Source organism: Paenibacillus sp. GM2 (genome assembly GCF_900069005.2).
Taxonomy (GTDB): domain Bacteria; phylum Bacillota; class Bacilli; order Paenibacillales; family Paenibacillaceae; genus Fontibacillus.
This window is the reverse complement of the sequence record NZ_LN831278.1, coordinates 64,490-91,063: the sequence shown is the minus strand read 5'-3', so window position 1 is coordinate 91,063 and position 26,574 is coordinate 64,490. Positions and strand designations below refer to the sequence as shown.

Below are 26,574 nucleotides of genomic sequence, written 5' to 3'. Positions count from 1 at the left end.
TAGATTCTTAAACACTATTGTCGCTTTTTTCAAGTTTACCTATAATGTAACATGTAGAACTAGTATAATTGATCCCCTCTGGAGGACTTTTGTTTGAAAAATCAAAAAGCATTTACGATTCTGCTTATTTTAAACATCTTCTACAGTCTGACCCTGCTACTGTATCCTATGATGCTCATTATCGTTGCCTTTTCAGGTGATGGTCCCGGCAACTCACCCGCAAATAGGTTCATAGGTGCTTTTGCAATAATTATGATGAGTTATCCACTCGGTCCCCTTTTGTCGTATTTTTGCTGGCTATTTTACAAACGCCTCTCCTTTAAATGGGCTTATGTCATGGCAAATCTACCGCTATTATGGGTAATCGTGATCGCGATAGTTATATTCCTTATTCAGAACACCCGCAGTTAGGCTGCCAGCCGAAGAACGTCATCCTCCTATTCTGCTCTACAAAAACAACACTCCGACCTCTTGCGGTCAGAGTGTTGTTGGTTTTTTAGTAGAGGCCTATTCTTACAAGTTCGGGATTTGCCAATCAATTTCCGGGAGCCCCGCCTCGCGCAGAAATTCATTCGTACGAGAAAATGGCCTGCTGCCAAAAAATCCCCGATGCGCAGACAACGGACTTGGATGCGGCGAACGAATAATCCTGTGCCGCGGGTTTGTAATAAGCTCCACTTTCTTCTGAGCATGACTTCCCCATAACAGGAACACGACAGGCTCCTCTTTCCGGTTAACAGTCTCAATCACTTTATCCGTAAAGCTCTCCCAGCCCTGGTTTTTATGAGAATTCGCCTCATGCGCCCTTACTGTAAGCACCGTGTTTAGCAGCAGTACCCCTTGCTGTGTCCATTTCACCAGATGACCGTTGTTAGGAATATAGCAGCCCAGATCATCGCGAAGCTCTTTGAACATATTTTGCAAGGATGGGGGTGCACTAACGCCCTCTTTTACAGAAAAGCTTAGGCCGTGAGCCTGTCCCGGTCCATGATACGGATCCTGCCCTAAGATGACCACCCTCGTATCCGCTAATGATGTATAGTGCAAAGCATTGAAAATATCGTATTTATCCGGAAAAATAGTTCTCGTCCGATACTCCTCCTTCAGAAATTGTCGAAGATTTAAATAGTATGGCTTCGAAAACTCCTTCTCCAGTTCAGACGCCCAGTCATTCTTCAAAATAGCCATTTCAAGTTTTATCCTCCCGCCAGTGAAAATGATAACTAAATTATAACATAAGCTTTCTATCTCGTTGGGTCTTGATGTATCGTAGATAGATATAGGCTGTTCATATGGTAAAAATAAAAGGAGATCCGCAGATCTCTGTCGAAGCTAAGCCTGAAATCGTTTATTTTTAATTTTGAGGTTGAGAAGGTGGAAAAGTGTCAAAGCAAAAGTTCTATGTGGTCTGGGCAGGCCGAAGACCTGGAATATATCATACGTGGGCCGAATGTCAGGCGCAGACGAATCAATACGTCGATGCAAAGTATAAGTCATACCATTCTTATAAAGAGGCCGAGCAAGCGTTCCAGGAGGGGTGGCATAAGCATTGGGGTCAAAAAAGCACCGCGAAGCCCGTCCAGCAGAAACAGGAAGCACTCGCCAAAAACCAAACTGGGGACATAGATATGGATAGTATCAGCGTTGATGTCGGTTGCAGTGGAAATCCGGGAATTGTTGAATACAAAGGCGTAGATACACAAACGGGCGAGCTTCTCTTTTATCACGGTCCCATTCAGAAAGGCACCAATAATCTCGGAGAATTCATTGCGATTATTCACGGACTAGCCTATTTAAAGGAAAAGGGCAGCAACAAGACCGTCTACTCGGACTCCAGAACGGCCCTTAGCTGGCTGAAAAAGAAAGAAATCAACTCTAATCTTGTAAGAGATTCTTCTACGAAGGAGATTTGGGAGCTGGCTGACCGAGCCCTGAATTGGCTTCGTTCAAACACTTATAACAACAAAGTCTTAAAGTGGAATACCGAAGCCTGGGGCGAGATTAAGGCAGATTTCGGCCGAAAGTGATCAGTAAGTTATATAGGCGCAGCCTGAAGGAGATCTCTTGATGAAACACCTTATTATCGCGGAAAAGTGGAAATCGACGGGGATTGTAACGATCGGTGGCATATTGATAGGCGCAGGGCTTGCCGATTGTCTGTTTGCCATGAATCAACTGGATTTAAACCAAATCGCTAGAGGTTTGACGGTCTTTAGTGCAGGCCTCACCATCCTGGTCATTATGGATAATTCCAAAACGCAGAAAAACACCGAGAAAATCCAGCAAGAAGCCCAAGTTCAGCTGGAAAAAGTAGCGGAACAGCTACAGGCCATTCATCAATCGCAGCAAATAACTGAGGAACAAGTCCGTGAAATAAAGGAGCTTTTGAATAAATCGGATACGTAGAGGACCATCCTTCCAAGAGTCCCTGTGATTCTTGTATAAACACTTTTCTAATCGTGCATTTTATGAAACTGTATAATTCTTCTAAACACTTACAATAATGAAGAAGGAGATAAAGTAGGGATAGCCCATATTAAAGCTGTATTAAAGCCAAAACATAGGAGGTCATCATGGGTAGATTAGTTCACTTCGAGGTTCACGTCGATGATATGGAACGCGCAAAAAAATTTTATGAAGAGGTCTTTGGATGGACGTTTGAAGATTGGAGCGACTATGCCGGAATGCCCTATTTCGGGGCAGTGACGGGCGATGATAATGAATTAGGAATCAACGGGGCTTTAGTGAAACGTCACGGTATTTCCCCGCAACCCGGTCAGCCTATGAACGGCTATGCCTGTACTATAGGAGTAGAAGATTACGACTCCACCGAAGCAAAAATCCTTCAGCTTGGAGGCAAACTCGCATTACCCAAATACGCGTTGCCCGGAATGGCTTGGCAAGGGTATTACATCGATACAGAAGGAAATACATTCGGTATTCACCAACCCGATAAGAACGCCAAATAAATATAGCTTTGCACACTGAACCCCCGGCCTAGCGGTCGGGGGTTCAGTGTGGTGGTGAGGGAATTGAACTGGTTTACCTTTATAAGAGGCATCATTCTTAATTAAAAACAAATTATTCAAACGCTCCTTGCAAGCTTTGAACTTCCCAGGCTACCGCAAACTGGCCAGCTTCTCCAGAAAATCCGCCACGATTTCCAAAGATGCCGCGTCGAAACCGGCCAATAGTTCCATTGCTTTCTGATCTTTCTCCTGGTGAAAGAGCCTGTGCAGCTCCGCCAATTCGGCACCAAGCGGAGTGACCAGGAAATAAATCTCCTTTTGATTGTCCGGCAGTTGGGTCTTCCGAATCAGCCCCTGCTCCAGCAACCTTCGGGTAATTTTGGAGACGGTGCCTTTTGTTATGCTCATTTCACGTGCGATATCAATCCCTTTAATACCATCATGTGCATAGATGACTTCCAAAATGTGCAGACCAGAGACGGATATGCGGGGGATCTCATCCTCTCCTTCAAAATATAGTTCCCCACAAAATTTATACTTTATAACATTCCTTAAATGCTTAGTACTCTTATACTTCCTCTCGAAAATCCCAATATACTACTTTATTCTAAAAAACTAGCTGCTTGTTCGCGCGATGCTAGATAATAACCACCAGACCAATGCCCACATTAATTTCCGGAAGTTTTGCGAATGCTTGGACACGTTTACATATGGTTATACTTCCACTTTCATCGAAATGCCAAACCTTCCAATCCGTAGTTTCATGAATGGTCTGCTAGAGATAAAATGCTATTCAGTGCATTATAATTTCCCTTGATTTCACCAATTTCTTTTTGAATCGGAGAAATTGCCTCCAGATCAATAACACCTAATAAGCTCTTTTTCACTCAGATTTCATCAATATCAATTTTAACAAAGTACTATAAGTTGCCACGAATTTGCCCTTGGAATTTTAAATATATTATAAAAATAGAAAATATAGGAGGAAATTGGATATATATGTAGAAATATATTTAACAAGGCAATAATATAAGGAAGGAATGGTAAATATGAAGAGAATATGTTTGATTTTATCTGTTTTACTCATAGTAGTATCTATACCATTAACAGGAAATGCTGCAGGACAAAAACAATATTCGGAAGAGGAGCTTGACAGTATTTTAGTGCGAGCTGGTTATCCTTATCTGAACGAATTGGATTATGCAGGCAAAGATTTTTTTGTTAAGAATTCCGGTGAAAACTTAATCTACACTGGTCGGTCAGTCGAACATTACAAGCAACTAGAAGATGGTTCATTAGAAAAGATAGAATTACCGCAGGGTGAAATTCAACCAATGGCGACAATCCCTACAAGTAGCCTTGATGTATGGTTCGATTCATTCATAGTATATGTAAACAATGTAAAGCATGTAGATGTATACCCAAGTTTCCAATGGAAACACGGTGCAGTAGTCAAAAACGATAGTATGGCGGTCGCTATACCAGATGGGTGGCAAATTATCTCTGGTGTTAATAGCTGTCGGACTTATAATACAACCATCTACAACTATGGAACACCATATGAAAAATATGATGATTCAACGCAATGTGGTGGAAGACCAGCAGTTGAGAATATTTATGGAATGTCCTGGTCGAACTTTGCCGCTAGTACTCATGGTACAGCTGGAACTTTGGTTTATAAAGGAACTGCATATTTCCGAGCTAAAAAAACAAGTTCTAATGCAGTTAATCGGTTCGTAGGTTCATATGTCCATGATACTACGAGCAAGTTCAACTCTTCCTACACAGTTTCACTTGCTTATGGTGCTGTTAGCTTCAGCGTATCAGGTGGTAGCTCAGGTGGTTCTATTGATACTGCTGGTTTTAGCAAAGATGTGAGTTGGTAAATAAATGAAATAAAGGAGAGTCCTTAAGGACCCTCCTTTATTTCATTGGTTCAATTTCATACAAATAATATAATCCATTATTACGTTTAGTGTAATGAGCGACATACTTCTCATCAATCTCAATAAGATTCCATAAATTTTTATCTTCTAAATTAATTTTAAATTCATTAGCCTTATTTTTGTCTTGATCCGGGGCTGAGACGAGTATCCAATACTCACCATCATCTGCTTTACCTTTATCGATCACTTGAATATAAGATACTGTTGCAGATATATCTTTCTCATTTGTTTTTGAACAAGCAGCTAATGGACAGACAACGAGAGAAAATATTGAAACAACCATCACAATTTTCTTCATTAACATATTTAATTATCTTCCCTCCCTTAAAAGTCAACCGCCAAGCTCTAACTCTTTAATCTGGAGTGTATATAATTGGATTATTAATGGATTAAGATTAAAATCACAAATAGCTTATTGGCATATATTAAATCTCACCAAGCTGAAAGATGTTGTTGTCTTGATGGCCCTGTGGTTCTTCAAAACAACAAGTCTTGTAAGAAGCGATTTCCTTTCTTTACGACACCGTTATTTCTTTAATTTTCCAACTATGTAAGTACATTAACACAGATATTAATTTGATTGCAAATCTTTGATTATAACATCTCTAAGTTCATTTCCTTCGACCTTAACGCCGTTTACTATAAACGACGGTGTTCCATACACGCCATTGGTAGCAGATGCTTTAAATTCCTCTTTAACATTGAACAGGTAAGTCTTTCCTTTAAATCTGACAGATATGAATTATGATTTGCTTCAGCTTAAGAACCGTATTGAAAAATCAATGTATCGGATCTTCATCAGCGAAACGGATGAGGATCATGATCGGCTTTGGCTTACGGAGCAAATTTCCTTCATATTCAGTAGATATCGTGCAAATATCTGCGACTTGGTTGAAGAGAGACCACTGGTTAAATGCGCAAAGGCATAATAGCTTCGTTAAGATAGTACAGCACTATATTCAGGACCACTACGCCAAACCAAATTTGTCTTTGGAGTTTGTATCCAACTTTGTAGGCCTTTCACCTAGCTGCCTGGGCTAATTTTTTAAAGGATCTACCGGTAAGTCCTTTAGCGAGTTCCTGAACTATACCCAACTGGAAAAAGCAAAGGAACTGTTAATAAAAAACAATGAAACAGCCGCCAAATCAGTTTCAACTTTATTTAAAAAGAAGTACGGAATTTCTCCTTCAGCCTACCGGGAACAAGCTTCCATAAGACGAAGCATGGACGGAACGGAGCCAGTCTGATGATTTAATGATCGTGATTGGGGATTATTGGAATTACACATAAACGATATCCCTCCAATCATGAGGAGCCCCTGGAACATTCAAAGGGTGCTTCTCCGCGGGGTGTTTAGACCTCTGTCGCAGCAGCTCAGCTTGGCGCCATCAGGCCCTGAACGTTGCCCAGAAACGGGAGTATGGATTGGACCACTCTGTATCCCAGCTACAACTGGAACGAAATGTTGGAATATATGAACGAATTCAGAATATCCCACGCCTATAATCCTTCTACAACTTCAGGCATAACAAAAACCCAGTCCTTATATCAGGACTGCGCCGGGGACGACATTAACGAGTTCTCACCTCCCTCCCCTTACAGAGTATTCAGTAACACAAATGGGCTAATGCACATAGACTGGTTTAAATATAGACCAGATTCTTTTGCATTGGAGATGTGAGAATTGAGTAATACAAAAATAAAGGATAAAACCAAGCAAATACCTATGAAAAAGCTTTCTCCTGTAAGCATTGTAAGGGAGCTTCCACCCGTCCACGGTAATGTAAGAATCTCCTCCTCAAATCCTAAGCCTACTGATCATGAAAAAGGGACGTCATCGGCTATCAATGCATGTGTAGATCGCGCTTTTCGAATTCCTATATTTTTGAGTACAACAAACACGGTAAATGATCTGCAGGGGCAATTTCTGAACCGTCTTATTGCGGAAATTGAGGACGCGCTGCTCTTTCCCCGTACATTGCCTGTAAGTGAACAATATCCGGAGAACATTCTGACGAATATACGGCGTTTGGTTTTTTCCAGCTATGGTTTGCTCGCAATCAACTTTCGCAGATTTCTTGTTGAAATTCTTCAATCCAATGTGGGGCAACCGCCAACGACCGTTCCGTTCTGGGAAGGATCAACTTTTTCTCAAATCGAGCCTGCCATGGCTTTTCAATTCGGAATTCCCATATTATTAGTTAGAGAGATGGGAACGGACGACAGTAATGGAATTTGGGCTGGAGGCATCACACCTCTCAACATATTTGTGGATTGGGATTCTGAAAATCAATCCGTAGATGATTTCTTTAAAAGCGTTCAATGGAGAGAAGTCTTTGCAAACTGGGCCGCAGAGGTAAGAGGCAACTATTTACTCCGCACCGAACCTCCCTTCAATAACCAGCATTAACTAGAAATCCACAGCCTGAATGGCTGTGGATTTTATGAATAGAGGCGAACTATGGCTGTGCAAATCCACAATTCGCCGGCCTGTATTCCCTGCGTGCGGAGAGCGAACAACTATCAAAATTTTTCCAAGGCGCCTGTAAGTTGATCAGCAAGTGCCGTCGCGGCGGAATAGCCGGAGCTCCAGGCCCATTGCAGGTTATAGCCACCACAATCTCCATCCACATCCATCACTTCGCCGGCAAAATAAAGTCCAGGTACTAGCTTCGATTCTAGCGTTCCTTCTCTTAACTCTGTTGTATCGATGCCGCCAGCCGTCGTTTGTGCATTCGTGAAGCCATTGGTATCGGTTACGATAAATTCCCAACGCTTTATGAGTTGGCACAAGATTTTCTTAGTTTTCCACGATAAATCCTGACATAGGAGGTTCGGCTCTTGGTCGATCCCCGCCTCTTTTAACAGAATAGGGACCAGCTTCTTGTTAAAGATGCCGATCATGGAAGCTGCAACAGTCCGGTATCCGAACATTCCCCAATGCGTATCGAGAAAATCGACGACTTCTTCCTCCGTGCGGTCTGGCATCAAATCAAGCGATAAGGTTACTGTTTCTCCTCTTTTGAGCTGATACGCAGCCTTCCGGCTTAGCTGGAGAATCGGTGGGCCGGAGACGCCGTAGTCTGTAAACAGGATTTCCCCATATTCGCTGCGGATAACTTCGCCGTTGACGATGATATGGCCCAATCCCTCGAATTTGACTCCGGACAACTCCTTTAGATTTGGATATTGCAGCTTCAATTGTACGATCCCAGGTACAGGATCGATCAGTGTGTGTCCCAACCGCTGGGCAAGCGTGTAACCAGATCCATCCGTTCCTGTCTTTGGTGCGGTAAGGCCGCCTGTACATATAAAGAGATAATCGCTGGTATACACGACCTCTCCCTCTGTCTCCGTTTGGCACAAAATCGTGAAGCGCGGATGTCCCTTCGATACGGTAACATCCAATACTTTGGTCTTGAAGTGTATCGGAACATACCGATCCTCTAGTGCAATTCGGAAAACTTCCAATACAGATGCAGCCTGCAACGACATCGGATACATCCGGCCATTCTCCACGGCGACCAACGGAAGGCCAAGTCTGTTGAAGAAATCGATGGTTTGGCGGACGCCGAATTGCTGCAGCACGGGCAGCGGGAATTCCATTTGATTGCTGTGATATTTACGCGATAGTGCGATCGCTTCGTCCGTACCCTTCGCCGTGGATTGGTTCGTAATGTTACAGCGACCATTGCCGGTCGTAAGTACCTTCTTTCCTACCCGGTCGTTGCCTTCAATGATCGCGGTATCGATCCCTCGGTCTCGCGCGGTCACGGCGGCCATAAGACCTGAAGCACCTGCACCGATAATGAACAGCTCGTGGTGCATTGTAGATTTCGACTTATACATATGTGTTAAATTCATTCCTTTTTCTAATGGCTTCATTTGAAAATGTGTTTCCCTAACGCCATCGCGGCCGCATAGCCGGAACTCCAGGCCCATTGCAGATTGTAGCCGCCGAACTCGCCGTCCACATCCATCACCTCACCAGCAAAATAGAGACCCGGCACGAGCTTGGATTCTAACGTGTCGGCAAAGAGATCTTTTGTAACGATGCCTCCGGCTGTCGCTTGTGCCTTCTCGAAGCTATGGGTATCTGTTACTTTAAAGTCCCAACGCTTCAATATTTTATAAAAGATCCCTTTCGTTTTCTGCGAGAGATCCTGGCAAAGTAGGTTTGGCTCTTGGTCGATTCCTGCCTCCTTCATCAGGACAGGGACCAGCTTCTTATGTAGGAATCCGACGAAGGATTCCGCGACCGGCCGATGTGCGAATGTTCCCCAGTTCATCTCCAGGAATTCGATAACCTCCTCCTTCGTGCGGCTCGGCATCAAATCGACGGACAAAGTCACAGAATCCCCTCTTGAGAGATGAACGGCGGCTATCCGGCTGAGTTGAAGAATCGGTGGGCCGGAAAAGCCGTAATCGGCGAAATGAATTTCACCGGATTCGCTGCGAACGACCTCGCCATTCACGAGGATGTGGGCTCGTCCCTGGAGTTTGATGCCAGATAGAGCCTTCATATATGGATATTGCACCTTTAATTGCACTATTGCCGGCACGGGCTCTACCATGGCGTGCCCCATGTTTTGGGCAAGCACATACCCGGACCCATCCGTCCCCGCATTCTGGCCAGTGAGGCCGCCCGTACAGATAAACAGGTATTCGCTGGTATAGACAACCTGCTCCTCTGTCTCGTTTTGGCATGTAATCTTGAATCGCGGCTGATCCGTTGATGCGGTAACCTCCAGCACCTTGTTGTTAAGGTATACCGGAACGTTCCGTTCCTCCAGAGCAAGCTCGAAAATATCCAACACGGATGCAGCCTGCAGCGACATCGGATACATTAAGCCCTCTTTCAATTTTGTAAGTGGCAATCCAAGCATATTAAAAAAATCAATGGTTTGACGGATACCGAATTGCCGCAGCACAGGCAACGGAAATTCAGCCTGACTGCTATGGTACTTGCGCGATAAGGCCATCACTTCGTCGTCCGTACCCGTCATAGTGGAATCATTCGTAATATTGCAACGACCGTCACCTGTCATTGAGATTTTTTTCCCAATCCGGTCGTTACCTTCTAAAATGGCGGTGTCGATACCCAAATCCCGCGCAGTAACAGCAGCCATGAGTCCTGATGCGCCTGCACCGATAATAATCAACTTGTGGTGCAAGAAAGTCTGATAATCGTGCATGGTTGGTTAATGCACTCCTTGTCCAATAGATTTATATATAGGAAATGTATTTTTTCGAATGAACTGCGCTATATGTAATTATAGCATAACCAATAGAATTCTCCCGACATCACGTCTTTCCTGCGGGTGGGCGATCCCTCACAGGAATTGAACTCCCTAATATCGCCTTGTATCGCCTGCGACCAAACGCAAAAAAGACACCGCTGAGGTGTCTTTTTTCATGGTTAAGTGGAGGCGAGGGGAGTCGAACCCCTGTCCGAAGGCAACGCCACATAGGTTTCTACGGGTGTAGTCACGGTTTTGATGTCACCTTAGCAAGCGCCCCGTAACCGGCTATCGCTAAGGTCAGCCTGATTGTCTTCTTCAGCACACCCCAGGCGGAGATGTGACAGCGTATCCCACTAAAGTTGGGCCCCTATCCCGGCACATGGGCGATGCAGAGTAGGAGCTCGCTAACAGGTTATTAAGCTGCTAATGCGAAGTTGTTTTGTTGTTTGCCGTTTAATTGGCTTTAGCGTTGATGAAGTGGACGCGTCCCCACTACCCGCTACCCATGCTCGATCTACCCCCGTCGAATCCAAAAACGCCCCCGAATGATAAAGGCTGGATCTCAAGAGTTATCCGGCAAAGGTGCATCATAAATCATTACTTTCTTACATCACTCAGTATAGCATACTTTGAGTCCACTTTGCTTATGGACTTCAAGGAAGAACAGGCAATATATAGCCTATCCATTTATCGGAGTATCTATCTTGCCACTTTCTGCTTCTCCCGCAAAATACGTTGAATATCACGTTGAGCATCCCGCTTGGCGGCCGCCTCACGCTTATCGTATTGCTTCTTGCCTTTACCAAGCCCGATCAGCAGCTTCGCGTATCCGTTGCGAACATAAATCTTCAGCGGAACAATCGAGTAGCCTTCCTGCTTGGAGAGACCGAGAAGCTTGTTAATCTGTGCTTTATGCATCAGCAGCTTGCGAGCCCGGGTCGGATCCGTCGGATTATACCGATTCCCTTGCTCAAAAGGGCTAATATGCATGTTATGAATATGAATCTCACCATTACGAATCGTCGCAAAAGCATCATTAATATTCACCCGGGCATTGCGAACGGATTTAATCTCCGTGCCCGTCAGCACCATGCCTGCCTCAAAAGTTTCTTCGATGAAGTAGTCATGGGAAGCTTTTTTATTCTGCGCTAAAACCTTGCCATCATTTTTCTTGCCCATGTCCATTCTCCTCCTCATCGTTCAACCAATCGATCAAGCACGCTAGAGATTAATTGTACCAACTCTACAGGCTAAAATCAAGAATCTGCCCACACCACATTATCACTCAGAAAGATCACCTAAAAAGCCATTAGTCTCCTCAGATTAGCTAATAACGAGATAAAAATATATCGTACAATCATTGATTATATGATATACAAATAAACACACAATAACGCATATATAAATGCATAATTTTGATATACAATCAATATATCAGAATACGCAAGCTCAATGGCAAACCAATCAACATGGGAGGACCTGATCCAATTTTGAAAATTTCCTCTAAGTTAATGAATTATAATCTATTATGGCCCACTCAGATAACTCATTATCCTATGATGCACCTTAAATATATATAATCATAAACAATAATATACATACACTTTTGATATATTTTCTCTCCAACTACGTCTCTTTCACATGGACAAATCCCAAAAATGTCCTCTCAAAAGGTGGACACTGGAGATATAATCGACTTCGTCGCCAAAAAACAATATATAGAATCTCAAATTACAAAATCATCTATATATATGGTATCCATAAACTTTACACACTTAACTCGACCCTAGCCGAGTGGCCACCTTTCAAAAGACATTTTGACGAAAAGTTCCCATACAGAGGACAACGCAAGTAATTTCAAAAGTCCAGTAATCCAATTTACATTCGGCGGCCAAAGAGCTAAAAAAAGAGCGAACGAAGCACCTGGCTCCATCCGCTCCTCTAACAAGTCTCTTTCGACAAAGATATTCCCCTGCATTTCTATCCTTGATAAGATCCAGGCAGGCTTACTTTCTCTTCTTGCGTACAAAAGCTGCGGTGCTACTCCCACCAGACTTGGCTTTGCGGCTACTGCTGCTGCTCTTACCGCCACGTCCCTTACGCGGTGGCGCTGCCATGGACTCATCAGCGACAATCCCTTCGCCACCACCCATGTTCTCCTCACTCGTACGCTCATTGCGCCGCGGGCGCTTCTCTCCGCTGCGATAGCCACCACCGCCATTACGGCTGACGGTAACCGATCCGGCGGCATAACCCCCCTTGCCGGAGCCAAAACCAAAGTTCACCAATGGCGAGTCCCCAGCGCCGTCGCCCGCGGACTCCTTGCGCTTGCCACGCTTTGCTTTATACATTCCATTATCAATAGGAATACTATCTATCCAATTCTCGCCCGCACCAGCCTGATCTGCACTAGTTGTTGCCGAGCCCTTACCCGCCTTACCACTCTTACCGCTCTTTCCGCTAACGGACTTATCCGTTTTGCTTACTTTGCCACTTTTTCCGTCCGCCTTGCCTCGGGTTTTATCTCCAGCCTTGACGGCCTTTCCTGGTTTACCACCGGACTTGCCTCCGGCTCCGGCACGAGCACCGCTGCCCTCACCATCGCCAGTTCTGCCGCCACGGCGTTTACCTGCTCGGAGACCACCACCGCCACGCGCGTCGCGTCCACCGCCTTCGCCACCGAAGAAGCCCTCTCGCTTCCGCGGCTTCATATCGACAAGCTCAAAATCTATCGTATGCTCGTCCATATTGACCCGAGCCACACGGATCTCCACTTCATCGCCGATGCGGAAAATTCGTGAAGTCCGCTCCCCGATCAGCGCCATATGCTGTTCATGGAAATGATAATAATCGTCTGTCATCGCACTTAAACGAATCAGACCCTCTACCGTATTCTCCAGCTCGATGAACATGCCGAAGCTTGTCACACTGCTGATCATGCCAGGGAATACCTCTCCGACCTTATCGAGCATATATTCGGCCTTCTTGAGCTGTTCTGTATCCCGTTCCGCTTCGACAGCAACGCGCTCACGCTCAGACGACTGCTGTGCAATCTCCTGCATCCGGCTAGCCAGGTACTCCTGCCGATCTGCAGGCAGTGTGCCGTTATGCTCTATCACCTCGCGGATAATGCGGTGAATTACAAGGTCAGGATAACGGCGAATTGGCGAAGTGAAGTGTGTATAGAACTCCGCAGCCAGCCCGAAGTGCCCTGTGCTCTCCGCATCATACTTCGCCTGCTTCATCGACCGCAGCATCATCGTGCTGATTACTGTCTGCTCCTTCATGCCCTGAATATCCTCTAGCAATTTCTGCAGCGCACGCGGATGCACCTTATTGCCCTTTCCACCCTTCACAGCATAACCAAAGTTAGCAACAAAGGCCATAAAGTTCATCAGTTTCTCCTGATCCGGGTCTTCATGAATTCGATAGATGAACGGAACCTTCAACCAGTGGAAATGCTCGGCCACTGTCTCGTTCGCTGCCAGCATGAACTCCTCGATGATCTGCTCGGCGATCGAACGCTCTCTTTTGACAATATCCGTCACCTTGCCGTTCTCATCTACCAATACCTTCGATTCTTCAAAATCGAAGTCGACCGCGCCGCGCTTCATCCGCTTCGAACGCAGCTTCATCGCCAGGTCGCGCATCGTCTTGAACATATCAACCAGATCGCTGTAACGCTCGGTTACCTCTGGATCTTCTTCAAGCAATATTTTGCGGACATTGGTGTACGTCATTCGCTCCGTTGTCCGGATCACGCTTGCAAAAATATCATGCTTCACCACATGCAGCTTATCATCGAACTCCATCTCGCAGGACAGTGTGAAACGGTCCACCTTCGGATTCAGCGAGCAAATCCCATTCGATAATCGATGTGGCAGCATTGGAATAACCCGGTCGACCAAGTAAACACTGCAGCCCCGGTTATACGCCTCATGATCCAGCTTGGAGCCTTCTCTGACATAATAGCCTACATCAGCAATATGCACGCTGAGCTTATAATGCCCGTTGGACAGCAGCTCCACATTGACCGCATCATCCAGGTCCTTGGCGTCCTCACCATCAATAGTAACAATGACTTTATCGCGCAGATCACGCCGTCCCTGCTTTGCGATCTCTTCTTTATCAATCTCATCCGGAGCAGCTGCCGCTTCAGCCATCACATCATCCGGAAACGCCTCTGGAAGCTGATGCTTGCGAATGATCGAGAGGATATCAACACCCGGATCATCCTTATGTCCGAGAATCTCAATAATCTCGCCCTCTGCAGCCGACCTTCCCTCCGGATAGTTCACGATGCGAACAACAACCTTCTCCCCGTCAACGGCCCCGGCAAAAGACTCCTTCGGAATAAAAATATCGCGATTAATCCGCTTATCATCCGGCAGTACAAAGCCATACACATCAAAGTTCTGAAAGACACCAACTACCTGAACAACGGCCCGGTTCACAATACGGACAACTTCTCCCTCCAGCTTGCCGCCGGCTACGCTCTTCGAGTTAATCCGCACCAGCACCGTATCGCCATTCATCGCGCTCTTCAGATCATTAGCATGAATATATACATCCGGATGCTCACGGTCTTCAGGAATCAAAAATGCAAATCCTTTGGCATGCGCCTGCAAACGGCCGCGCACCAGATTCATTCGCTCCGGAATGCCATAACGTTGGCTGCGTGTCAGTAATATTTCCCCTTCTTGTTCCAATCTGTTGAGCAGCTTGAGGAACTCCTTAAACTCCGCTGCATCGGATATTTGAAAGTGCTGCTCCAATTCTTGATACGTCATCGGTTTATATGCCTGTTCGCGCATGAACGCGAGCAGTTCTGTTTCCGTAATCATAAATTCCCACCTCAGGCCGGCTGTCCACTTTACCGGTATGTATTTGAATTTTTCATCATTGCCTGAATATAATTCCAATAGTTCTCTCTACTCTAGTATACACGAAATGCCATTCCCGCATCCCTTTTTCGCCAACGAGCCAACACCTGTGTACAACAAAAAAGGGTTGTCCCTAATATCTTAACGATAAGGACAACCCTTCATTACATTAGTTAAGTAACAGACTACTTCGCGAAAATAGCCACGACGATCGCCATAATGAAGAAACCGGCGGCCAGCACTACTGTGGTCCGTTCAAGCACGAGTTCCATACCGCGTGCCTTCTTCTTTCCAAAGAGATGTTCTGCACCCCCGGAGATGGCGCCGGCGAGACCTGCGCTCTTCCCTTCCTGCAGCAATACAACTGCAATCAAACCAACTGAGAAAATAACGAGCAGTACCTCTAAAAAGACATTCATCCAAATCCACCTCCTAAGTCAGAACTCACGGAAAATGTATTTCCCTACCAGCTTAAATTTAGATATAAAAACAGCATTATTATTGTAGCATAATACCCAGAGAATAACAACCAGAACACAGGAAGGACCTGCCGACGTCTCGGACAGGTCCTTCTTTGTTGACTGACTATGATGCTTGAACTAGCTAGTAAGGTTGCACAGATTCTTGGATGACTGACATACTTATGAAGCTGCTCCGTTTAGTCTTGATGACTGACTTGGTGCGCATTGAACGAAGAGCAGCATTTAGTCGAGATCCCCTATATCTTAGGAACGCTTCAAGTTGTAGAAGGATTTCAAGCCGTTATATTGAGCAAGCTCGCCCAATTGGTCTTCGATACGAAGCAATTGGTTGTACTTCGCGATACGGTCTGTACGGGAAGGAGCACCCGTCTTGATTTGGCCAGCGTTTGTAGCAACCGCAATGTCAGCGATTGTGCTGTCTTCGGATTCACCGGAACGATGGGAGACAACAGCTGTGTAACCAGCACGTTTAGCCATTTCGATGGCATCGAAGGTTTCTGTCAAAGTACCGATTTGGTTAACCTTGATCAAGATGGAGTTACCGATTCCTTCGTTGATACCTTTTTCAAGACGCTCAGTATTCGTTACGAACAAGTCGTCACCAACGAGTTGGATCTTGTTGCCGAGCTTCTCAGTAAGAAGCTTCCAGCCTTCCCAGTCGTCTTCGGAGCAACCGTCTTCGATCGTGATGATCGGATATTTATCAACCCAAGAAGCAAGCAGGTCAACGAACTCAGCAGAAGTGTAAGACTTGCCTTCACCTTCAAGATGGTATTTGCCATCTTTGAAGAATTCAGTTGAAGCTACGTCCATACCGAGGAATACATCAACACCTGGTTTGTAACCTGCTTTTTCGATAGCTTCCATGATGGAAGACAATGCATCTTCGTTGGAAGTGAAGTTAGGAGCAAAGCCGCCTTCGTCACCAACCGCAGTGTTCAGGCCTTTAGCCTTCAATACGGATTTCAGGTTGTGGAAGATTTCTGCGCCAGTACGAAGAGCTTCCTTGAAAGTAGGAGCGCCCACAGGCAAGACCATAAATTCTTGAACGTCAACGTTGTTGTCGGCATGTGCGCCACCGTTAACGATGTTCATCATAGGAACTGGCAATTGTTTTGCGTTAAATCCGCCAAGGTATACATACAGTGGAAGATCCAAAGCGTCTGCTGCTGCCCGTGCTACTGCCATCGATACAGCCAAAATAGCGTTAGCGCCGAATTTGCCTTTGTTAGGCGTTCCGTCCAAAGCGATCATCAATTTATCGATGCCGAGTTGATCAAGAGCATCCATACCGATGATTTCTGGAGCGATATGTTCATTTACGTTCTCAACGGCTTTCAATACACCTTTACCGAGGTAACGGGATTTGTCGTCGTCACGAAGCTCAACAGCTTCATGGGCACCAGTGGAGGCACCGGATGGTACGATAGCGCGGCCGATCGCACCGGATTCCAGATAAACTTCAACTTCTACAGTTGGGTTACCGCGGGAGTCAAGGACTTCGCGAGCGTATACGTCAGAAATAATCGTCATTGAAATATCTCCTTTATAGGTGTTTTTAAATTGATTGGTTTATATCATGTATCTTGCTAGAATACCTTAATATTTATGCTTTGCGGCTGGCAATCATTGATTGGCCAGTCATCTCTTCCGGCTTAGGAAGTCCCATCAGATCAAGCAGCGTTGGAGCCACATCAGCCAGAATACCGCTCTCGCGGAGCACAACGTTCTCATCGGTCACGATGAATGGTACAGGGTTCGTTGTATGCGCAGTGTGTGGACGTCCGAGCTCGTCGAACTCCATATCCGCATTACCATGGTCAGCGATAATAATAACTACGCCGCCTTTGGCCTTAACTGCATCAACAACCTTGCCTACACATTCGTCGGTTACTTCAACCGCTTTAATAGTCGGTTCCAGCATACCGGAGTGACCTACCATGTCCGGGTTGGCGAAGTTGAGAATGATTGCATCATGCACGTCCTTCTCGATTTCCTTCACACAAGCCTCAGCCACTTCATAAGCACTCATCTCAGGCTGAAGGTCATAGGTTGCAACCTTCGGCGAGTTGATCAGTACGCGAGTCTCGCCTGGAAGCTCAACATCGCGTCCGCCGCTGAAGAAGAACGTAACATGCGGATACTTCTCGGTCTCAGCAATACGAAGCTGCTTCTTGCCTTGCTGTACCAGCACTTCGCCAAATGTATTGTCCAGGTTCTTAGGAGAATATGCCACATATCCGTTCACGGTCTCCGAGAACAGCGTCAAGCATACGAAGTAGAGATCCTTTGGACATTTCGGCCCACGGTCAAAACCGCGGAAATCTTCGTTCGTAAATGCATTGGACAATTGAATCGCACGGTCAGGACGGAAGTTCAGGAAGATTACGGAATCTTCCGATTCAACCAAACCAACAGGCTGATCATTCTCATCCACGATAACTGTCGGCATCACGAACTCGTCAAATACGGATTTCTCGTAAGATTCCGTAACCGCCTTGATAGGATCGGTATATTTCGGTCCTTCGCCATATACGATAGCACGGTAGGATTTCTCTACACGTTCCCAACGCTTGTCGCGGTCCATCGCATAATAACGGCCTTGCACCGTAGCAATCTTGCCAATGCCAATCTCATTGATCTTGTTGATCACAGTCTCCAGATATTTCTTCGAACTGTCTGGAGCTACGTCACGGCCATCGAGGAAGGCATGAATATAAACTTCATGCATATCTTCTTTCTTAGCCAGATCGAGCATCGCCAGCATATGGTTAATATGGCTGTGCACGCCGCCGTCGGACAGAAGGCCATACAGATGAAGCTTTTTGCCTTTGTTCTTGGCACTGCGTATCGCATTTACTAGGGTTTCGTTCTCAAAGAATTCACCTTCGCGAATCGACTTCGAGATCCGGGTCAAGTCTTGATATACGATCCGGCCGGCGCCGATGTTAAGGTGACCTACTTCGGAGTTGCCCATTTGACCTTCAGGAAGACCCACCGCTTCTCCACTAGCTGTCAGTGTAGTATGCGGATATTGCTTCAGATAACGGTCATAGTTAGGCTTATTCGCTTGAGCAACCGCGTTGCCTTCTACTTCCTTACGAAGTCCGAAGCCGTCCATGATGATTAATGCTACCGGTTTTGGAGTCGTCATCTTACTTTGCCCCCTCAACCAATTGAATATAGGAAGCCGGCTGCAGGCTGGCACCGCCAACAAGCGCGCCATCGATATCGCTTTGGCCCATATATTCCTTCACGTTCTCAGGTTTCACACTTCCGCCGTATTGGATACGGATCTTGCCAGCTACCTCATCATTGTACAAGCCTTGTACCAGGCTGCGGATGTAAGAGATAACTTCGTTGGCATCTTCAGAAGTAGAAGATTTGCCCGTGCCGATCGCCCAGATTGGCTCATAAGCGATAACAACTTCAGCAGCTTGTTCAGCAGTCAATCCTTTCAGAGCAGCCTCGGTTTGACCCTTAACTACATCCTTCGTCTTGCCAGCTTCACGTTCTTCCAGCTTCTCGCCTACGCAAGGGATTGGTGTCAAGCCATGCTTGAATGCAGCATGTACTTTCTTATTAACAATCTCATCGGTTTCTGCAAAATAAGCGCGGCGCTCGGAGTGTCCGATAATGACATAATCAACGCCCAGCTCTTTCAGCATTCCTCCGCTAATTTCTCCGGTGAATGCACCTTCCTCTTCGAAATGCAGGTTTTGAGCGCCGATCTTGATCGACGTTCCTTTGGCGGCTTCCACCAAAGCCGGAAGGTTCGTAAATGGAGCGCAAATTACGCTCTCTACACCGTCTACCTCCGCTTTACCTTTCACCGCTTCGAAGAATGCTTTTGCTTCAGGAACAGTCTTGAACATCTTCCAGTTCCCTGCAATAATCGGTGTTCTCATGCGGCTCAACTCCTTTATGTTACTTAGTTTAGATCAGCTTATTTATCGTTCAGAGCCACTACGCCTGGAAGCGCCTTGCCTTCCATGAATTCCAGGGAAGCGCCACCGCCAGTGGAGATGTGGTCCATTTTATCGGCCAGATGGAATTTCTCAGCTGCTGCTGCGGAATCGCCGCCACCGATAATCGTGTAGCCTTCAGTTGTTGCACAAGCTTCAGCAACTTCTTTTGTTCCGTTCGCGAAGATGTCGATTTCGAATACGCCCATTGGTCCATTCCATACAACCAGCTTGGAGTTCTTGATAACATCAGCGTAAAGTGCACGTGTCTTCGGTCCGATGTCCACACCTTCCCAATCTGCAGGAATGCTGTCGATATCTACAGCCTTATGGTTCGCATCTGCACTGAAGTCATCAGCTACTACGCAGTCCACTGGAAGATAGAAGTTCTTGCCGAGCTTCTTCGCCTTTTCAATGAATCCCAGCGCCGCATCCAGCTTCGTGTCATCAAGCAAGGACTTGCCGATTTCATGGCCTTGCGCCTTGAAGAAGGTGTAAGCCAAGCCACCGCCAATCAATACATTGTCAGCGATGTTAAGCAAGTTATCAATTACATCGATCTTATCCTTAACCTTGGAACCGCCGATAATTGCGGTGAAAGGACGATCCGGGTTAGACAAGGCTTTGCCAAGCACGGACAATTCTTTCTCCATCAAAAGGCCGGATACTGCTGGCAAGAAATGAGCGATACCTTCTGTCGAAGCGTGTGCACGGTGAGCCGCGCCGAACGCATCGTTCACGAACAGGTCAGCCAATTCTGCGAATTGCTTAGCCAGCTCAGGATCATTCTTCTCTTCACCTGGGTAGAAACGAACGTTCTCAAGCACCAATACGTCGCCGTTGTTCATAGCTGCTACTTTTGCTTTAACTGCGTCGCCTACAGCTTCGTCAGCCTTGGCAACTTCTTTGCCAAGCAATTCGGACAAGCGCTGAGCCGGAACAGTCAGACGCATCGATTCGTTCACTTGGCCCTTTGGACGGCCAAGGTGGCTGGCAAGAATTACTTTTGCACCATTTTCGATCAAGTATTTAACCGTTGGCAAAGTCTCACGAATACGAGTATCATCTGTAATCTGGCCATCCTGCATTGGCACGTTAAAATCTACACGCACAAATACGCGTTTGCCGGTTACTTCCACATCACGTACGCTTTTCTTGTTCATCTCCACGTTCCTCCTATTAAATATGCACGGTGCCGCTCCCTCACTCACTAGCTTCATCCTACCTTCTCGGTGCTGATAAACCGATCTTTGTGAACTCACACTAATTATGAAATGGCCGGTCCCTCACAAATTCAAATATGACTTCGATTTCTCTCCTAAGCGGTAATGCTCTCTATCTAATTTATATGTGTGTGTGAATGTCCATCTAAAAACTTAGATTTACATAGTAATTTATAATCAATTCATGAATCAAAGAGGAGTCCTTATAGCAGGTCGCTCCTCTTTGGTATGTGATATTTCAATAAACAGAAATTACTTAACTTTCTTTGCGAAGTATTCCAGGGAACGAACCAATTGAGCAGTGTAGGACATTTCGTTGTCGTACCAAGCTACAGTTTTAACGAGTTGTTTGTCGCCAACTGTCAATACTTTAGTTTGTGTAGCATCGAACAGGGAACCGAAAGTCATACCCTTGATATCGGAAGATACGATTTCATCTTCAGTGTATCCATAAGTTTCTGGGTCAGCAGCAGCCTTCATTGCAGCGTTGATCTCGTCAACAGTTACGTTCTTCTCAAGAACAGTAACCAATTCAGTCAGGGAACCAGTTGGAACTGGAACGCGTTGAGCCGCGCCATCCAATTTACCTTGCAATTCTGGGATAACCAAGCCGATTGCCTTTGCAGCACCAGTTGTGTTAGGGATGATGTTCTCAGCAGCTGCGCGAGCACGACGGAAGTCGCCTTTCGCATGAGGAGCATCCAACGTGTTTTGGTCGCCAGTATAAGCGTGGATCGTAGTCATCAAGCCTTCTACGATGCCGAATTTGTCTTGAAGTACTTTAGCCATAGGAGCCAAGCAGTTTGTTGTGCAAGAAGCACCGGAGATAACCGTTTCGGAGCCATCAAGAATTTCATGGTTTACGTTGTATACAACGGTCTTCATGTCGCCAGTAGCTGGAGCGGAGATAACGACCTTTTTAGCGCCGCCTTTAAGGTGAAGTTCAGCTTTTTCTTTAGTTGTGAAGAAGCCTGTGCATTCAAGAACGATGTCTACGCCAAGCTCTCCCCAAGGCAATTCTTCAGGGTTGCGGTTAGCAAGAACCTTAACCTCTTTACCGTTAACTTTGAAGAAGCCGTCATGAACTTCAACATCGCCGTCAAATTTGCCTTGCGTAGTATCATATTTCAACAAATGAGCCAACATTTTAGCATCTGTCAGGTCATTGATTGCTACTACTTCGATGCCTTCAACATTTTGAATACGACGGAAAGCCAAACGTCCAATACGTCCAAATCCATTAATACCTACTTTTACACTCATGATTGATCCTCCCAGTGTTCTTTTTTTATTATTCAAGACAAGGCAAGTAAGCCTGTCATGAGTAAACCATAGTCATGCTGCTTATTTGCTTTCGATTGTCCCCTGCCGCTCCATCTCTCTCACAATCTCAACTGCTGCCACTTCGTCCACAACGAGAATATCCTCGTGCCCGAACTTAAGTACGGCGTGGATGGCCTTCGCCTTATCCTTGCCTCCGGCAATGCCCACGACCGTGTCGGCCTTTATGATGTCCTCCAGACGAAGTCCAAGGGTCAGCATCTTATGAACGACGACTCCATCCTCATTGAAATAGTAGCCAAAAGACTCAGCAAGGGCTCCATCTCTTTGCAGCTCTTCAATGACCGGCTGCTCCAATTTGCGGCGCCGAGCCATCTGCATAGCATCCCCGATGCCGTGTACGATAATCCGCGCCTGGCGGATCATATCCACGATATCATGGATGTTCGGATCATGTACCAATGAATCATATGCGTCTTTTCCCAGAAGATCAGGTACATGCAGCAGTCTGTATCCAGCTCCGACCCTCTTGGCCATGCCAGAGGCGATCGTATTCGCTTGAATCTCCAGACTTTCACCAAGCCCGCCCCGCGCTGGAACGAACCAGCTTTGCTTCAATGATATATTCGCTGGCGGAGTAAGCTGCTCCGCAACTTCTGCCAGCGTTGTCCCGCCGGTTACAGCGACAACATCATCACCTTGCATCGCATGGAGCAAAGCCTTGGCACCAGCCTTCCCTAGTTCGCGCTTAACGAGCGGGGAAGCCTCGCTATCACCGGCAACCACCACAACCTTACGAAGTCCGTAATGGTTGCGGATTATCTCCTCCAGATTGGCCAGACCGAAGATTTCCTTCACTACCGGCTCCAAGCCCTCCAGTAGTTTTCTGCCCGAATCACTGATTCTCATGCCTATATTCTCGATTTCTATCAGGCCCTGAGCCTTCAGGAGATCCGTCTCGGCCCGCAACACACGCTCTGTCATGTTCAGTGAGACCGCTAGCGTTCTGCGGCCGATCACATCCGACAACATGATCTGGTGAAGAATGGTATACCTTTTCTTGAGAATTTCCATGAGATCAGGAAGAAGCTGCCTTTGCATTTCTAAAATTTCACGCATGCTTTCCACTCCTGCAAGCTTCGTCTTCTCTCTCCTTCTCCTGGTCTTAAAATGTCCCGGGTTAACTTTTTAAGTCCCACTGTCATTTTAACCAATTTTTATTCCAGTTGCAAGCCTGACGTCCGTATATTTCTCAATACTATAACCACTTATGCATGCAATTGAATATCACTTCATATTTGAAATCTGGAGAGAAGGCTTCTGCACCGCACAAATACCTATTTTACGCGCAAAAAGAGCCTCTAATTTGCAAATAGATTGTGCATCTATTCACAATAAGAGAGGCTCTCATGGGGAAGCTTTATACTATTTATTTTTGAATAAAAACCGTCATTGCACTTTTAGCCTCTAGCTGGAAACTTAATACAGATTCTTCCTGAAGCTTTAACTCAATATTGCCTGTCTGCTCACTATCATTAAATAAAATAACCGCAATGGATCCATCGGTATTTTTGAAGGCAACGGAACGAATGTGGTCATAACTGCTGGAACCGATACGTACTGCCTTAGGACGAACGAACTTGCTGAAATGAGCTAATGCATAGTAGTCCAGCGTGTAGGTCAGCTCACGGGTCTGCTGATTCACCAGCACGATTCCACGGCAGGTACTCTGTCCAAACCCGGGAACCGTAGGCCCGTTATGCTCGTCCAGAGCCATATTCCATAGCACAAATGATTTACTATGATTCCGCAAAATCTCAATCCCGGTTCTCATCACATTGGAGAAAGCCGGCTCAAAGGATGGAATCCACTCGCCGCCAGAGCCCTCAGTAAAATGGACCTCCTTCGTCGGATAAGCCTGGTGAACATCGCTCTGCGCTGACGGAATGCCACCGTACCAATGCCAGGCAACGCCATCCACCTCGTCGTGTGCTTGCTCCAGTACAGTCAGAGGATAATCCGGGCGATCCCAGTTATGATCGTAGCACAATATTTTCGTATCGATCTGATTTTTAACGAATTCAGGCTTCAGATGATTCTTAATGAATTCGCTCTGCGCCTCAGGCAACATCAGCATGCCAGGATAGTGGCCGGGCACGAACAAAGCTTCATTTTGCGGCGTGATTGCGTATATCGGCAGTCCATGCGAAGCATAGGCCTTAATATAACGCACGAAATATTCAGCATAGACTGGATAGTAGTCCTGCTTAAGTTCCCCGCCGATCATATGGCCGCTTGTCTTCATCCAGCCCGGAGCGCTCCATGGCGATGCCATCAGCTTGATCTCAGGGTTGAGCTTCACCGCTTTCTGCAGCAGAGGAATGATGTCCTCTTCGTCATGGGAAATAGAGAATCGCTTCAATTCCAGATCTGTCTCGTTCTCCGGAAGATCATTATAGCTGTATATCTCACGAGCATAGTCGGATGCGCCCATCGGGTTGCGTAGAACCGATAGTCCAATCCCTTGATCGGGATCGAACAGCTTGCTCATCAATTCGCCCCTTTGCGCCTCATCCAATACTTGATGAATCAAATAAGCCGCTGAATCGGTAAAAGAAGCCCCAAATCCATCCATGACCTGATAGGTCTCCTGCTCATTAATGCCAATTGTACTTACCGGGTGTTCTGTCGAGATCGCCGCCAGTTGCTCTGGGCTCCTGCTCACAAACAGTTCATTCTCCCCATTCGACTGATAGATGCTTAGCTTCAGCATGTATGTTCCTCCACTTCTATTGTGATCTTGTATATGTTAGCCATGCCAAACCTGGTTTGAATAAAGAAGGCCCCTGGTTAAGGGGCCCGCTCAAATAATGAAAGCTGTTATTTTATACCCAATTTCTCTTTATTTTGTTGCATTTTCTCCGTACGGACCTTCAGGATCTTATCCCAGTTGTTCTCATCCAGGAAGGACTTGTAGGATGCCAGATTGTTGTTGAATTCATTGTCATCCTTCGAGCGAATCATGCTGACCATCGTTGTATTCCACTTCGTGTTGATAGCGCTAAGCGAACGTGCCTCAAGGCTGCCTTGGTCCGGATCGATATTCTCCAATATGAAGTGCGGTACCAGCTTGCCCTTGCCCCACTCTTGCATTTGTTTAATCGATTCAGGGAAGGAGTCTGTGCTGAGCGCTTTATAACGGTCATGACCGAAGAAAATGAACTCGCCCATGCGATATTCCTTCTTGAATTTGTCCGGATTGTTCAATTGCAGGTCCTTCACTTCAGGCAACAACTCATATTTGCCGTCGCCGATCGATTTATATGTTTCGCCTTCGATTCCGTAGTTCACCAGCATTTGACCTTCGTCACTAAGCAGGTAGGTGAAGATTTGAATCGCCTTGGCAGGGTCCTTACAATCCTTCGTAATAAAGTTAATCATCCAGCCGGTAATTCCGGATTGGTTCAATGTCGGCTGGTTGCCAACGGTACTCTGTGGTCCATCAATCGCAATATATTCTTTACCCTGATTCGCACTCAGGAAGATCTGCAGGTTGCCGCCCTGCTGCGGTGTTCCGTCAAGAAGCATTGTTGCATATTTACCGGACTTAACTTTCTCTTCGAAGGCTGGACCGTCATCAGCGAAGCTGTCATCGCTAATGCTGCCATCCCTATAAACGGTGTTCAGGGTTTTCAGCCATGTCAGATAGTCTTCGTTCAGGTTACGGTTGTAGAAGCCGTTGTTGCTATCTTCGAGCGGTACACCGATGAAGTCCTGCAATACTTCACCCAGAGAACCGGTGCCCTCCCCGATGGAGTTGAAGCCAAATGGAATCAGGCTTGGGAACTTCGCTTTAATATCCTTCAGTACACTTTGGAATTCCTCCGGTGTGCTCATGCTTGGATTACCCAGCGCTTCGTATACGTCCTTGCGGATTACGAAAGCTGTCTTCGCCGGGATTTGTCCACTATCATAGTCCACCTGCGTATTGGAATAGTCCGGATATCCATAGGTCTTGCCGTCCTTCAGCTTGAACCAGTTCAACGTATCCTGCGCCGCTACTTTATTGAAATAAGGATCATACTTCTCAGCCAGATTGTTCAGGGAATACGCCCATGTATCTGCCTTCTGTACAACAGGAGAGCTGGCACCAAATGTCGTGATCAGATCCGGCATTTCGCCACCGGCGAAAAAGGTGTTCAACTTGGTGTCATCACCCGTAATGAACTTGATATTTACGTTCAGATCCTCCTGGATCTTTTTCGTTACGACATCTTTGCCAAATTCCGTGTTCCACCAATCAGCATTCACATACCAGGTCAACTCGGTTGGCGCTTCTTTCTTATCCAACTGCCATGCCGGCGTATCCGCGCTTGGCGTGTAACGGTCTTCAATGGAAGCTAATTCGCCTTTCTTGCCTCCGCCCTTGGAGCCACCGCAACCGCTAACAATTAAAGCTACAGCCATCAAGGCAATACCAAGCTTAATTCCCGTCCTTCTCATGCTCTTCTTGCTCTCTTTCATTTTTTACCCTCCCTTTGATAGATAGAACTTTAAGACTGTGCGCTTATTCAGAAGTAT

22 protein-coding genes and 1 other RNA gene are annotated in these 26,574 nt (G+C 46.2%); 6 read left to right on the top strand and 17 right to left on the bottom strand.

The window, feature by feature from the left end; all coding sequences use genetic code 11:
* Positions 1-93: 93 nt before the first annotated feature.
* The gene (locus BN1360_RS07280; RefSeq protein ID WP_068779218.1) at positions 94-411 is read left to right on the top strand and encodes a hypothetical protein; all 318 of its coding nucleotides are present in this window, start codon (positions 94-96) and stop codon (positions 409-411) included.
* 102 nt (positions 412-513) lie between these two features.
* Here BN1360_RS07280 and BN1360_RS07275 read toward each other — a convergent pair whose 3' ends face one another.
* A complete protein-coding gene (locus BN1360_RS07275; RefSeq protein WP_068779217.1) occupies positions 514-1,188 on the bottom strand; it encodes a uracil-DNA glycosylase in 675 nt (224 codons plus the stop codon).
* 194 nt (positions 1,189-1,382) lie between these two features.
* On the opposite strand from BN1360_RS07275, the gene rnhA reads away from it, so the two are divergent.
* The 3 genes from rnhA to BN1360_RS07260 all read left to right on the top strand — a co-directional run bounded on the left by rnhA (position 1,383) and on the right by BN1360_RS07260 (position 2,969).
* Positions 1,383-2,027, top strand: a complete 645-nt coding sequence (gene rnhA / locus BN1360_RS07270) for a ribonuclease H (RefSeq protein ID WP_068779216.1) — start codon at positions 1,383-1,385, stop codon at positions 2,025-2,027.
* 40 nt (positions 2,028-2,067) lie between these two features.
* Positions 2,068-2,406: a hypothetical protein gene (locus tag BN1360_RS07265; protein WP_068779215.1), complete on the top strand. Its 339-nt coding sequence runs from the start codon at positions 2,068-2,070 to the stop codon at positions 2,404-2,406.
* Positions 2,407-2,573: 167 nt separating this feature from the next.
* On the top strand, positions 2,574-2,969 hold the full coding sequence (locus tag BN1360_RS07260) for a VOC family protein (RefSeq protein ID WP_068779214.1): 396 nt from the start codon (positions 2,574-2,576) through the stop codon (positions 2,967-2,969).
* Between the two features lie 150 nt (positions 2,970-3,119).
* Here BN1360_RS07260 and BN1360_RS07255 read toward each other — a convergent pair whose 3' ends face one another.
* A complete protein-coding gene (locus BN1360_RS07255) occupies positions 3,120-3,431 on the bottom strand; it encodes a MarR family transcriptional regulator (protein ID WP_068779213.1) in 312 nt (103 codons plus the stop codon).
* 587 nt (positions 3,432-4,018) lie between these two features.
* Between BN1360_RS07255 and BN1360_RS07250 the strand changes: the two genes are divergently transcribed.
* Positions 4,019-4,855, top strand: a complete 837-nt coding sequence (locus tag BN1360_RS07250) for a hypothetical protein (RefSeq protein ID WP_068779212.1) — start codon at positions 4,019-4,021, stop codon at positions 4,853-4,855.
* Between the two features lie 37 nt (positions 4,856-4,892).
* On the opposite strand, the gene BN1360_RS07245 is transcribed toward BN1360_RS07250, so the two are convergent.
* Positions 4,893-5,219, bottom strand: coding sequence for a hypothetical protein (locus BN1360_RS07245; RefSeq protein ID WP_068779211.1), 327 nt, complete (start codon positions 5,217-5,219; stop codon positions 4,893-4,895).
* A gap of 1,381 nt (positions 5,220-6,600) precedes the next feature.
* Here BN1360_RS07245 and BN1360_RS07240 point away from each other — a divergent pair.
* Positions 6,601-7,326 carry a hypothetical protein gene (locus tag BN1360_RS07240; RefSeq protein WP_082789969.1) on the top strand — a complete coding sequence of 242 codons (726 nt, stop codon included), beginning with the start codon at positions 6,601-6,603 and terminating at the stop codon, positions 7,324-7,326.
* Between the two features lie 113 nt (positions 7,327-7,439).
* On the opposite strand, the gene BN1360_RS07235 is transcribed toward BN1360_RS07240, so the two are convergent.
* The 14 genes from BN1360_RS07235 to BN1360_RS07170 all read right to left on the bottom strand — a co-directional run bounded on the left by BN1360_RS07235 (position 7,440) and on the right by BN1360_RS07170 (position 26,517).
* Positions 7,440-8,765, bottom strand: a complete 1,326-nt coding sequence (locus tag BN1360_RS07235; protein WP_082789971.1) for a BaiN/RdsA family NAD(P)/FAD-dependent oxidoreductase — start codon at positions 8,763-8,765, stop codon at positions 7,440-7,442.
* A 32-nt stretch (positions 8,766-8,797) separates the two neighbouring features.
* The gene (locus BN1360_RS07230) at positions 8,798-10,111 is read right to left on the bottom strand and encodes a BaiN/RdsA family NAD(P)/FAD-dependent oxidoreductase (RefSeq protein ID WP_068779209.1); all 1,314 of its coding nucleotides are present in this window, start codon (positions 10,109-10,111) and stop codon (positions 8,798-8,800) included.
* Between the two features lie 226 nt (positions 10,112-10,337).
* Positions 10,338-10,702: a transfer-messenger RNA gene (ssrA, locus tag BN1360_RS07225) on the bottom strand.
* 156 nt (positions 10,703-10,858) lie between these two features.
* Positions 10,859-11,338 (bottom strand): SsrA-binding protein SmpB, encoded by a 480-nt coding sequence (gene smpB, locus BN1360_RS07220; protein WP_068779208.1) that lies wholly within the window; start codon positions 11,336-11,338, stop codon positions 10,859-10,861.
* A gap of 827 nt (positions 11,339-12,165) precedes the next feature.
* Positions 12,166-15,003, bottom strand: a complete 2,838-nt coding sequence (gene rnr / locus BN1360_RS07215) for a ribonuclease R (protein ID WP_068779206.1) — start codon at positions 15,001-15,003, stop codon at positions 12,166-12,168.
* Positions 15,004-15,227: 224 nt separating this feature from the next.
* Positions 15,228-15,461 carry a preprotein translocase subunit SecG gene (gene secG / locus BN1360_RS07210; protein WP_068779205.1) on the bottom strand — a complete coding sequence of 78 codons (234 nt, stop codon included), beginning with the start codon at positions 15,459-15,461 and terminating at the stop codon, positions 15,228-15,230.
* Positions 15,462-15,767: 306 nt separating this feature from the next.
* On the bottom strand, positions 15,768-17,057 hold the full coding sequence (gene eno, locus BN1360_RS07205; protein ID WP_068779204.1) for a phosphopyruvate hydratase: 1,290 nt from the start codon (positions 17,055-17,057) through the stop codon (positions 15,768-15,770).
* 73 nt (positions 17,058-17,130) lie between these two features.
* Positions 17,131-18,678: a 2,3-bisphosphoglycerate-independent phosphoglycerate mutase gene (gene gpmI, locus BN1360_RS07200; RefSeq protein ID WP_068779203.1), complete on the bottom strand. Its 1,548-nt coding sequence runs from the start codon at positions 18,676-18,678 to the stop codon at positions 17,131-17,133.
* A gap of 1 nt (position 18,679) precedes the next feature.
* Positions 18,680-19,432 (bottom strand): triose-phosphate isomerase, encoded by a 753-nt coding sequence (gene tpiA, locus BN1360_RS07195; RefSeq protein WP_068779202.1) that lies wholly within the window; start codon positions 19,430-19,432, stop codon positions 18,680-18,682.
* A 38-nt stretch (positions 19,433-19,470) separates the two neighbouring features.
* Positions 19,471-20,652, bottom strand: coding sequence for a phosphoglycerate kinase (locus BN1360_RS07190; protein WP_068779201.1), 1,182 nt, complete (start codon positions 20,650-20,652; stop codon positions 19,471-19,473).
* Positions 20,653-20,964: 312 nt separating this feature from the next.
* Entirely contained in the window at positions 20,965-21,975 is a 1,011-nt protein-coding gene (gene gap, locus BN1360_RS07185; RefSeq protein WP_068779200.1) for a type I glyceraldehyde-3-phosphate dehydrogenase, read from the bottom strand.
* A gap of 81 nt (positions 21,976-22,056) precedes the next feature.
* Positions 22,057-23,112, bottom strand: coding sequence for a sugar-binding transcriptional regulator (locus BN1360_RS07180; protein WP_068779199.1), 1,056 nt, complete (start codon positions 23,110-23,112; stop codon positions 22,057-22,059).
* Between the two features lie 310 nt (positions 23,113-23,422).
* Positions 23,423-24,766 carry a glycoside hydrolase family 30 protein gene (locus BN1360_RS07175; RefSeq protein WP_068779198.1) on the bottom strand — a complete coding sequence of 448 codons (1,344 nt, stop codon included), beginning with the start codon at positions 24,764-24,766 and terminating at the stop codon, positions 23,423-23,425.
* Between the two features lie 107 nt (positions 24,767-24,873).
* Positions 24,874-26,517 carry a type 2 periplasmic-binding domain-containing protein gene (locus tag BN1360_RS07170; RefSeq protein ID WP_068779197.1) on the bottom strand — a complete coding sequence of 548 codons (1,644 nt, stop codon included), beginning with the start codon at positions 26,515-26,517 and terminating at the stop codon, positions 24,874-24,876.
* Positions 26,518-26,574: the final 57 nt, after the last annotated feature.

Coding starts and splice junctions, on each gene's coding strand:
- BN1360_RS07275 (WP_068779217.1), bottom strand. CDS start 1,188: ATGGCTATTTTGAAGAATGACTGGGCGTCTGAACTGGAGAAGGAGTTT.
- BN1360_RS07265 (WP_068779215.1), top strand. CDS start 2,068: ATGAAACACCTTATTATCGCGGAAAAGTGGAAATCGACGGGGATTGTA.
- BN1360_RS07260 (WP_068779214.1), top strand. CDS start 2,574: ATGGGTAGATTAGTTCACTTCGAGGTTCACGTCGATGATATGGAACGC.
- BN1360_RS07250 (WP_068779212.1), top strand. CDS start 4,019: ATGAAGAGAATATGTTTGATTTTATCTGTTTTACTCATAGTAGTATCT.
- BN1360_RS07245 (WP_068779211.1), bottom strand. CDS start 5,219: ATGTTAATGAAGAAAATTGTGATGGTTGTTTCAATATTTTCTCTCGTT.
- BN1360_RS07235 (WP_082789971.1), bottom strand. CDS start 8,765: ATGTATAAGTCGAAATCTACAATGCACCACGAGCTGTTCATTATCGGT.
- BN1360_RS07230 (WP_068779209.1), bottom strand. CDS start 10,111: ATGCACGATTATCAGACTTTCTTGCACCACAAGTTGATTATTATCGGT.
- smpB (WP_068779208.1), bottom strand. CDS start 11,338: ATGGGCAAGAAAAATGATGGCAAGGTTTTAGCGCAGAATAAAAAAGCT.
- rnr (WP_068779206.1), bottom strand. CDS start 15,003: ATGATTACGGAAACAGAACTGCTCGCGTTCATGCGCGAACAGGCATAT.
- secG (WP_068779205.1), bottom strand. CDS start 15,461: ATGAATGTCTTTTTAGAGGTACTGCTCGTTATTTTCTCAGTTGGTTTG.
- eno (WP_068779204.1), bottom strand. CDS start 17,057: ATGACGATTATTTCTGACGTATACGCTCGCGAAGTCCTTGACTCCCGC.
- gpmI (WP_068779203.1), bottom strand. CDS start 18,678: ATGACGACTCCAAAACCGGTAGCATTAATCATCATGGACGGCTTCGGA.
- tpiA (WP_068779202.1), bottom strand. CDS start 19,432: ATGAGAACACCGATTATTGCAGGGAACTGGAAGATGTTCAAGACTGTT.
- BN1360_RS07190 (WP_068779201.1), bottom strand. CDS start 20,652: ATGAACAAGAAAAGCGTACGTGATGTGGAAGTAACCGGCAAACGCGTA.
- gap (WP_068779200.1), bottom strand. CDS start 21,975: ATGAGTGTAAAAGTAGGTATTAATGGATTTGGACGTATTGGACGTTTG.
- BN1360_RS07180 (WP_068779199.1), bottom strand. CDS start 23,112: ATGCGTGAAATTTTAGAAATGCAAAGGCAGCTTCTTCCTGATCTCATG.
- BN1360_RS07175 (WP_068779198.1), bottom strand. CDS start 24,766: ATGCTGAAGCTAAGCATCTATCAGTCGAATGGGGAGAATGAACTGTTT.
- BN1360_RS07170 (WP_068779197.1), bottom strand. CDS start 26,517: ATGAAAGAGAGCAAGAAGAGCATGAGAAGGACGGGAATTAAGCTTGGT.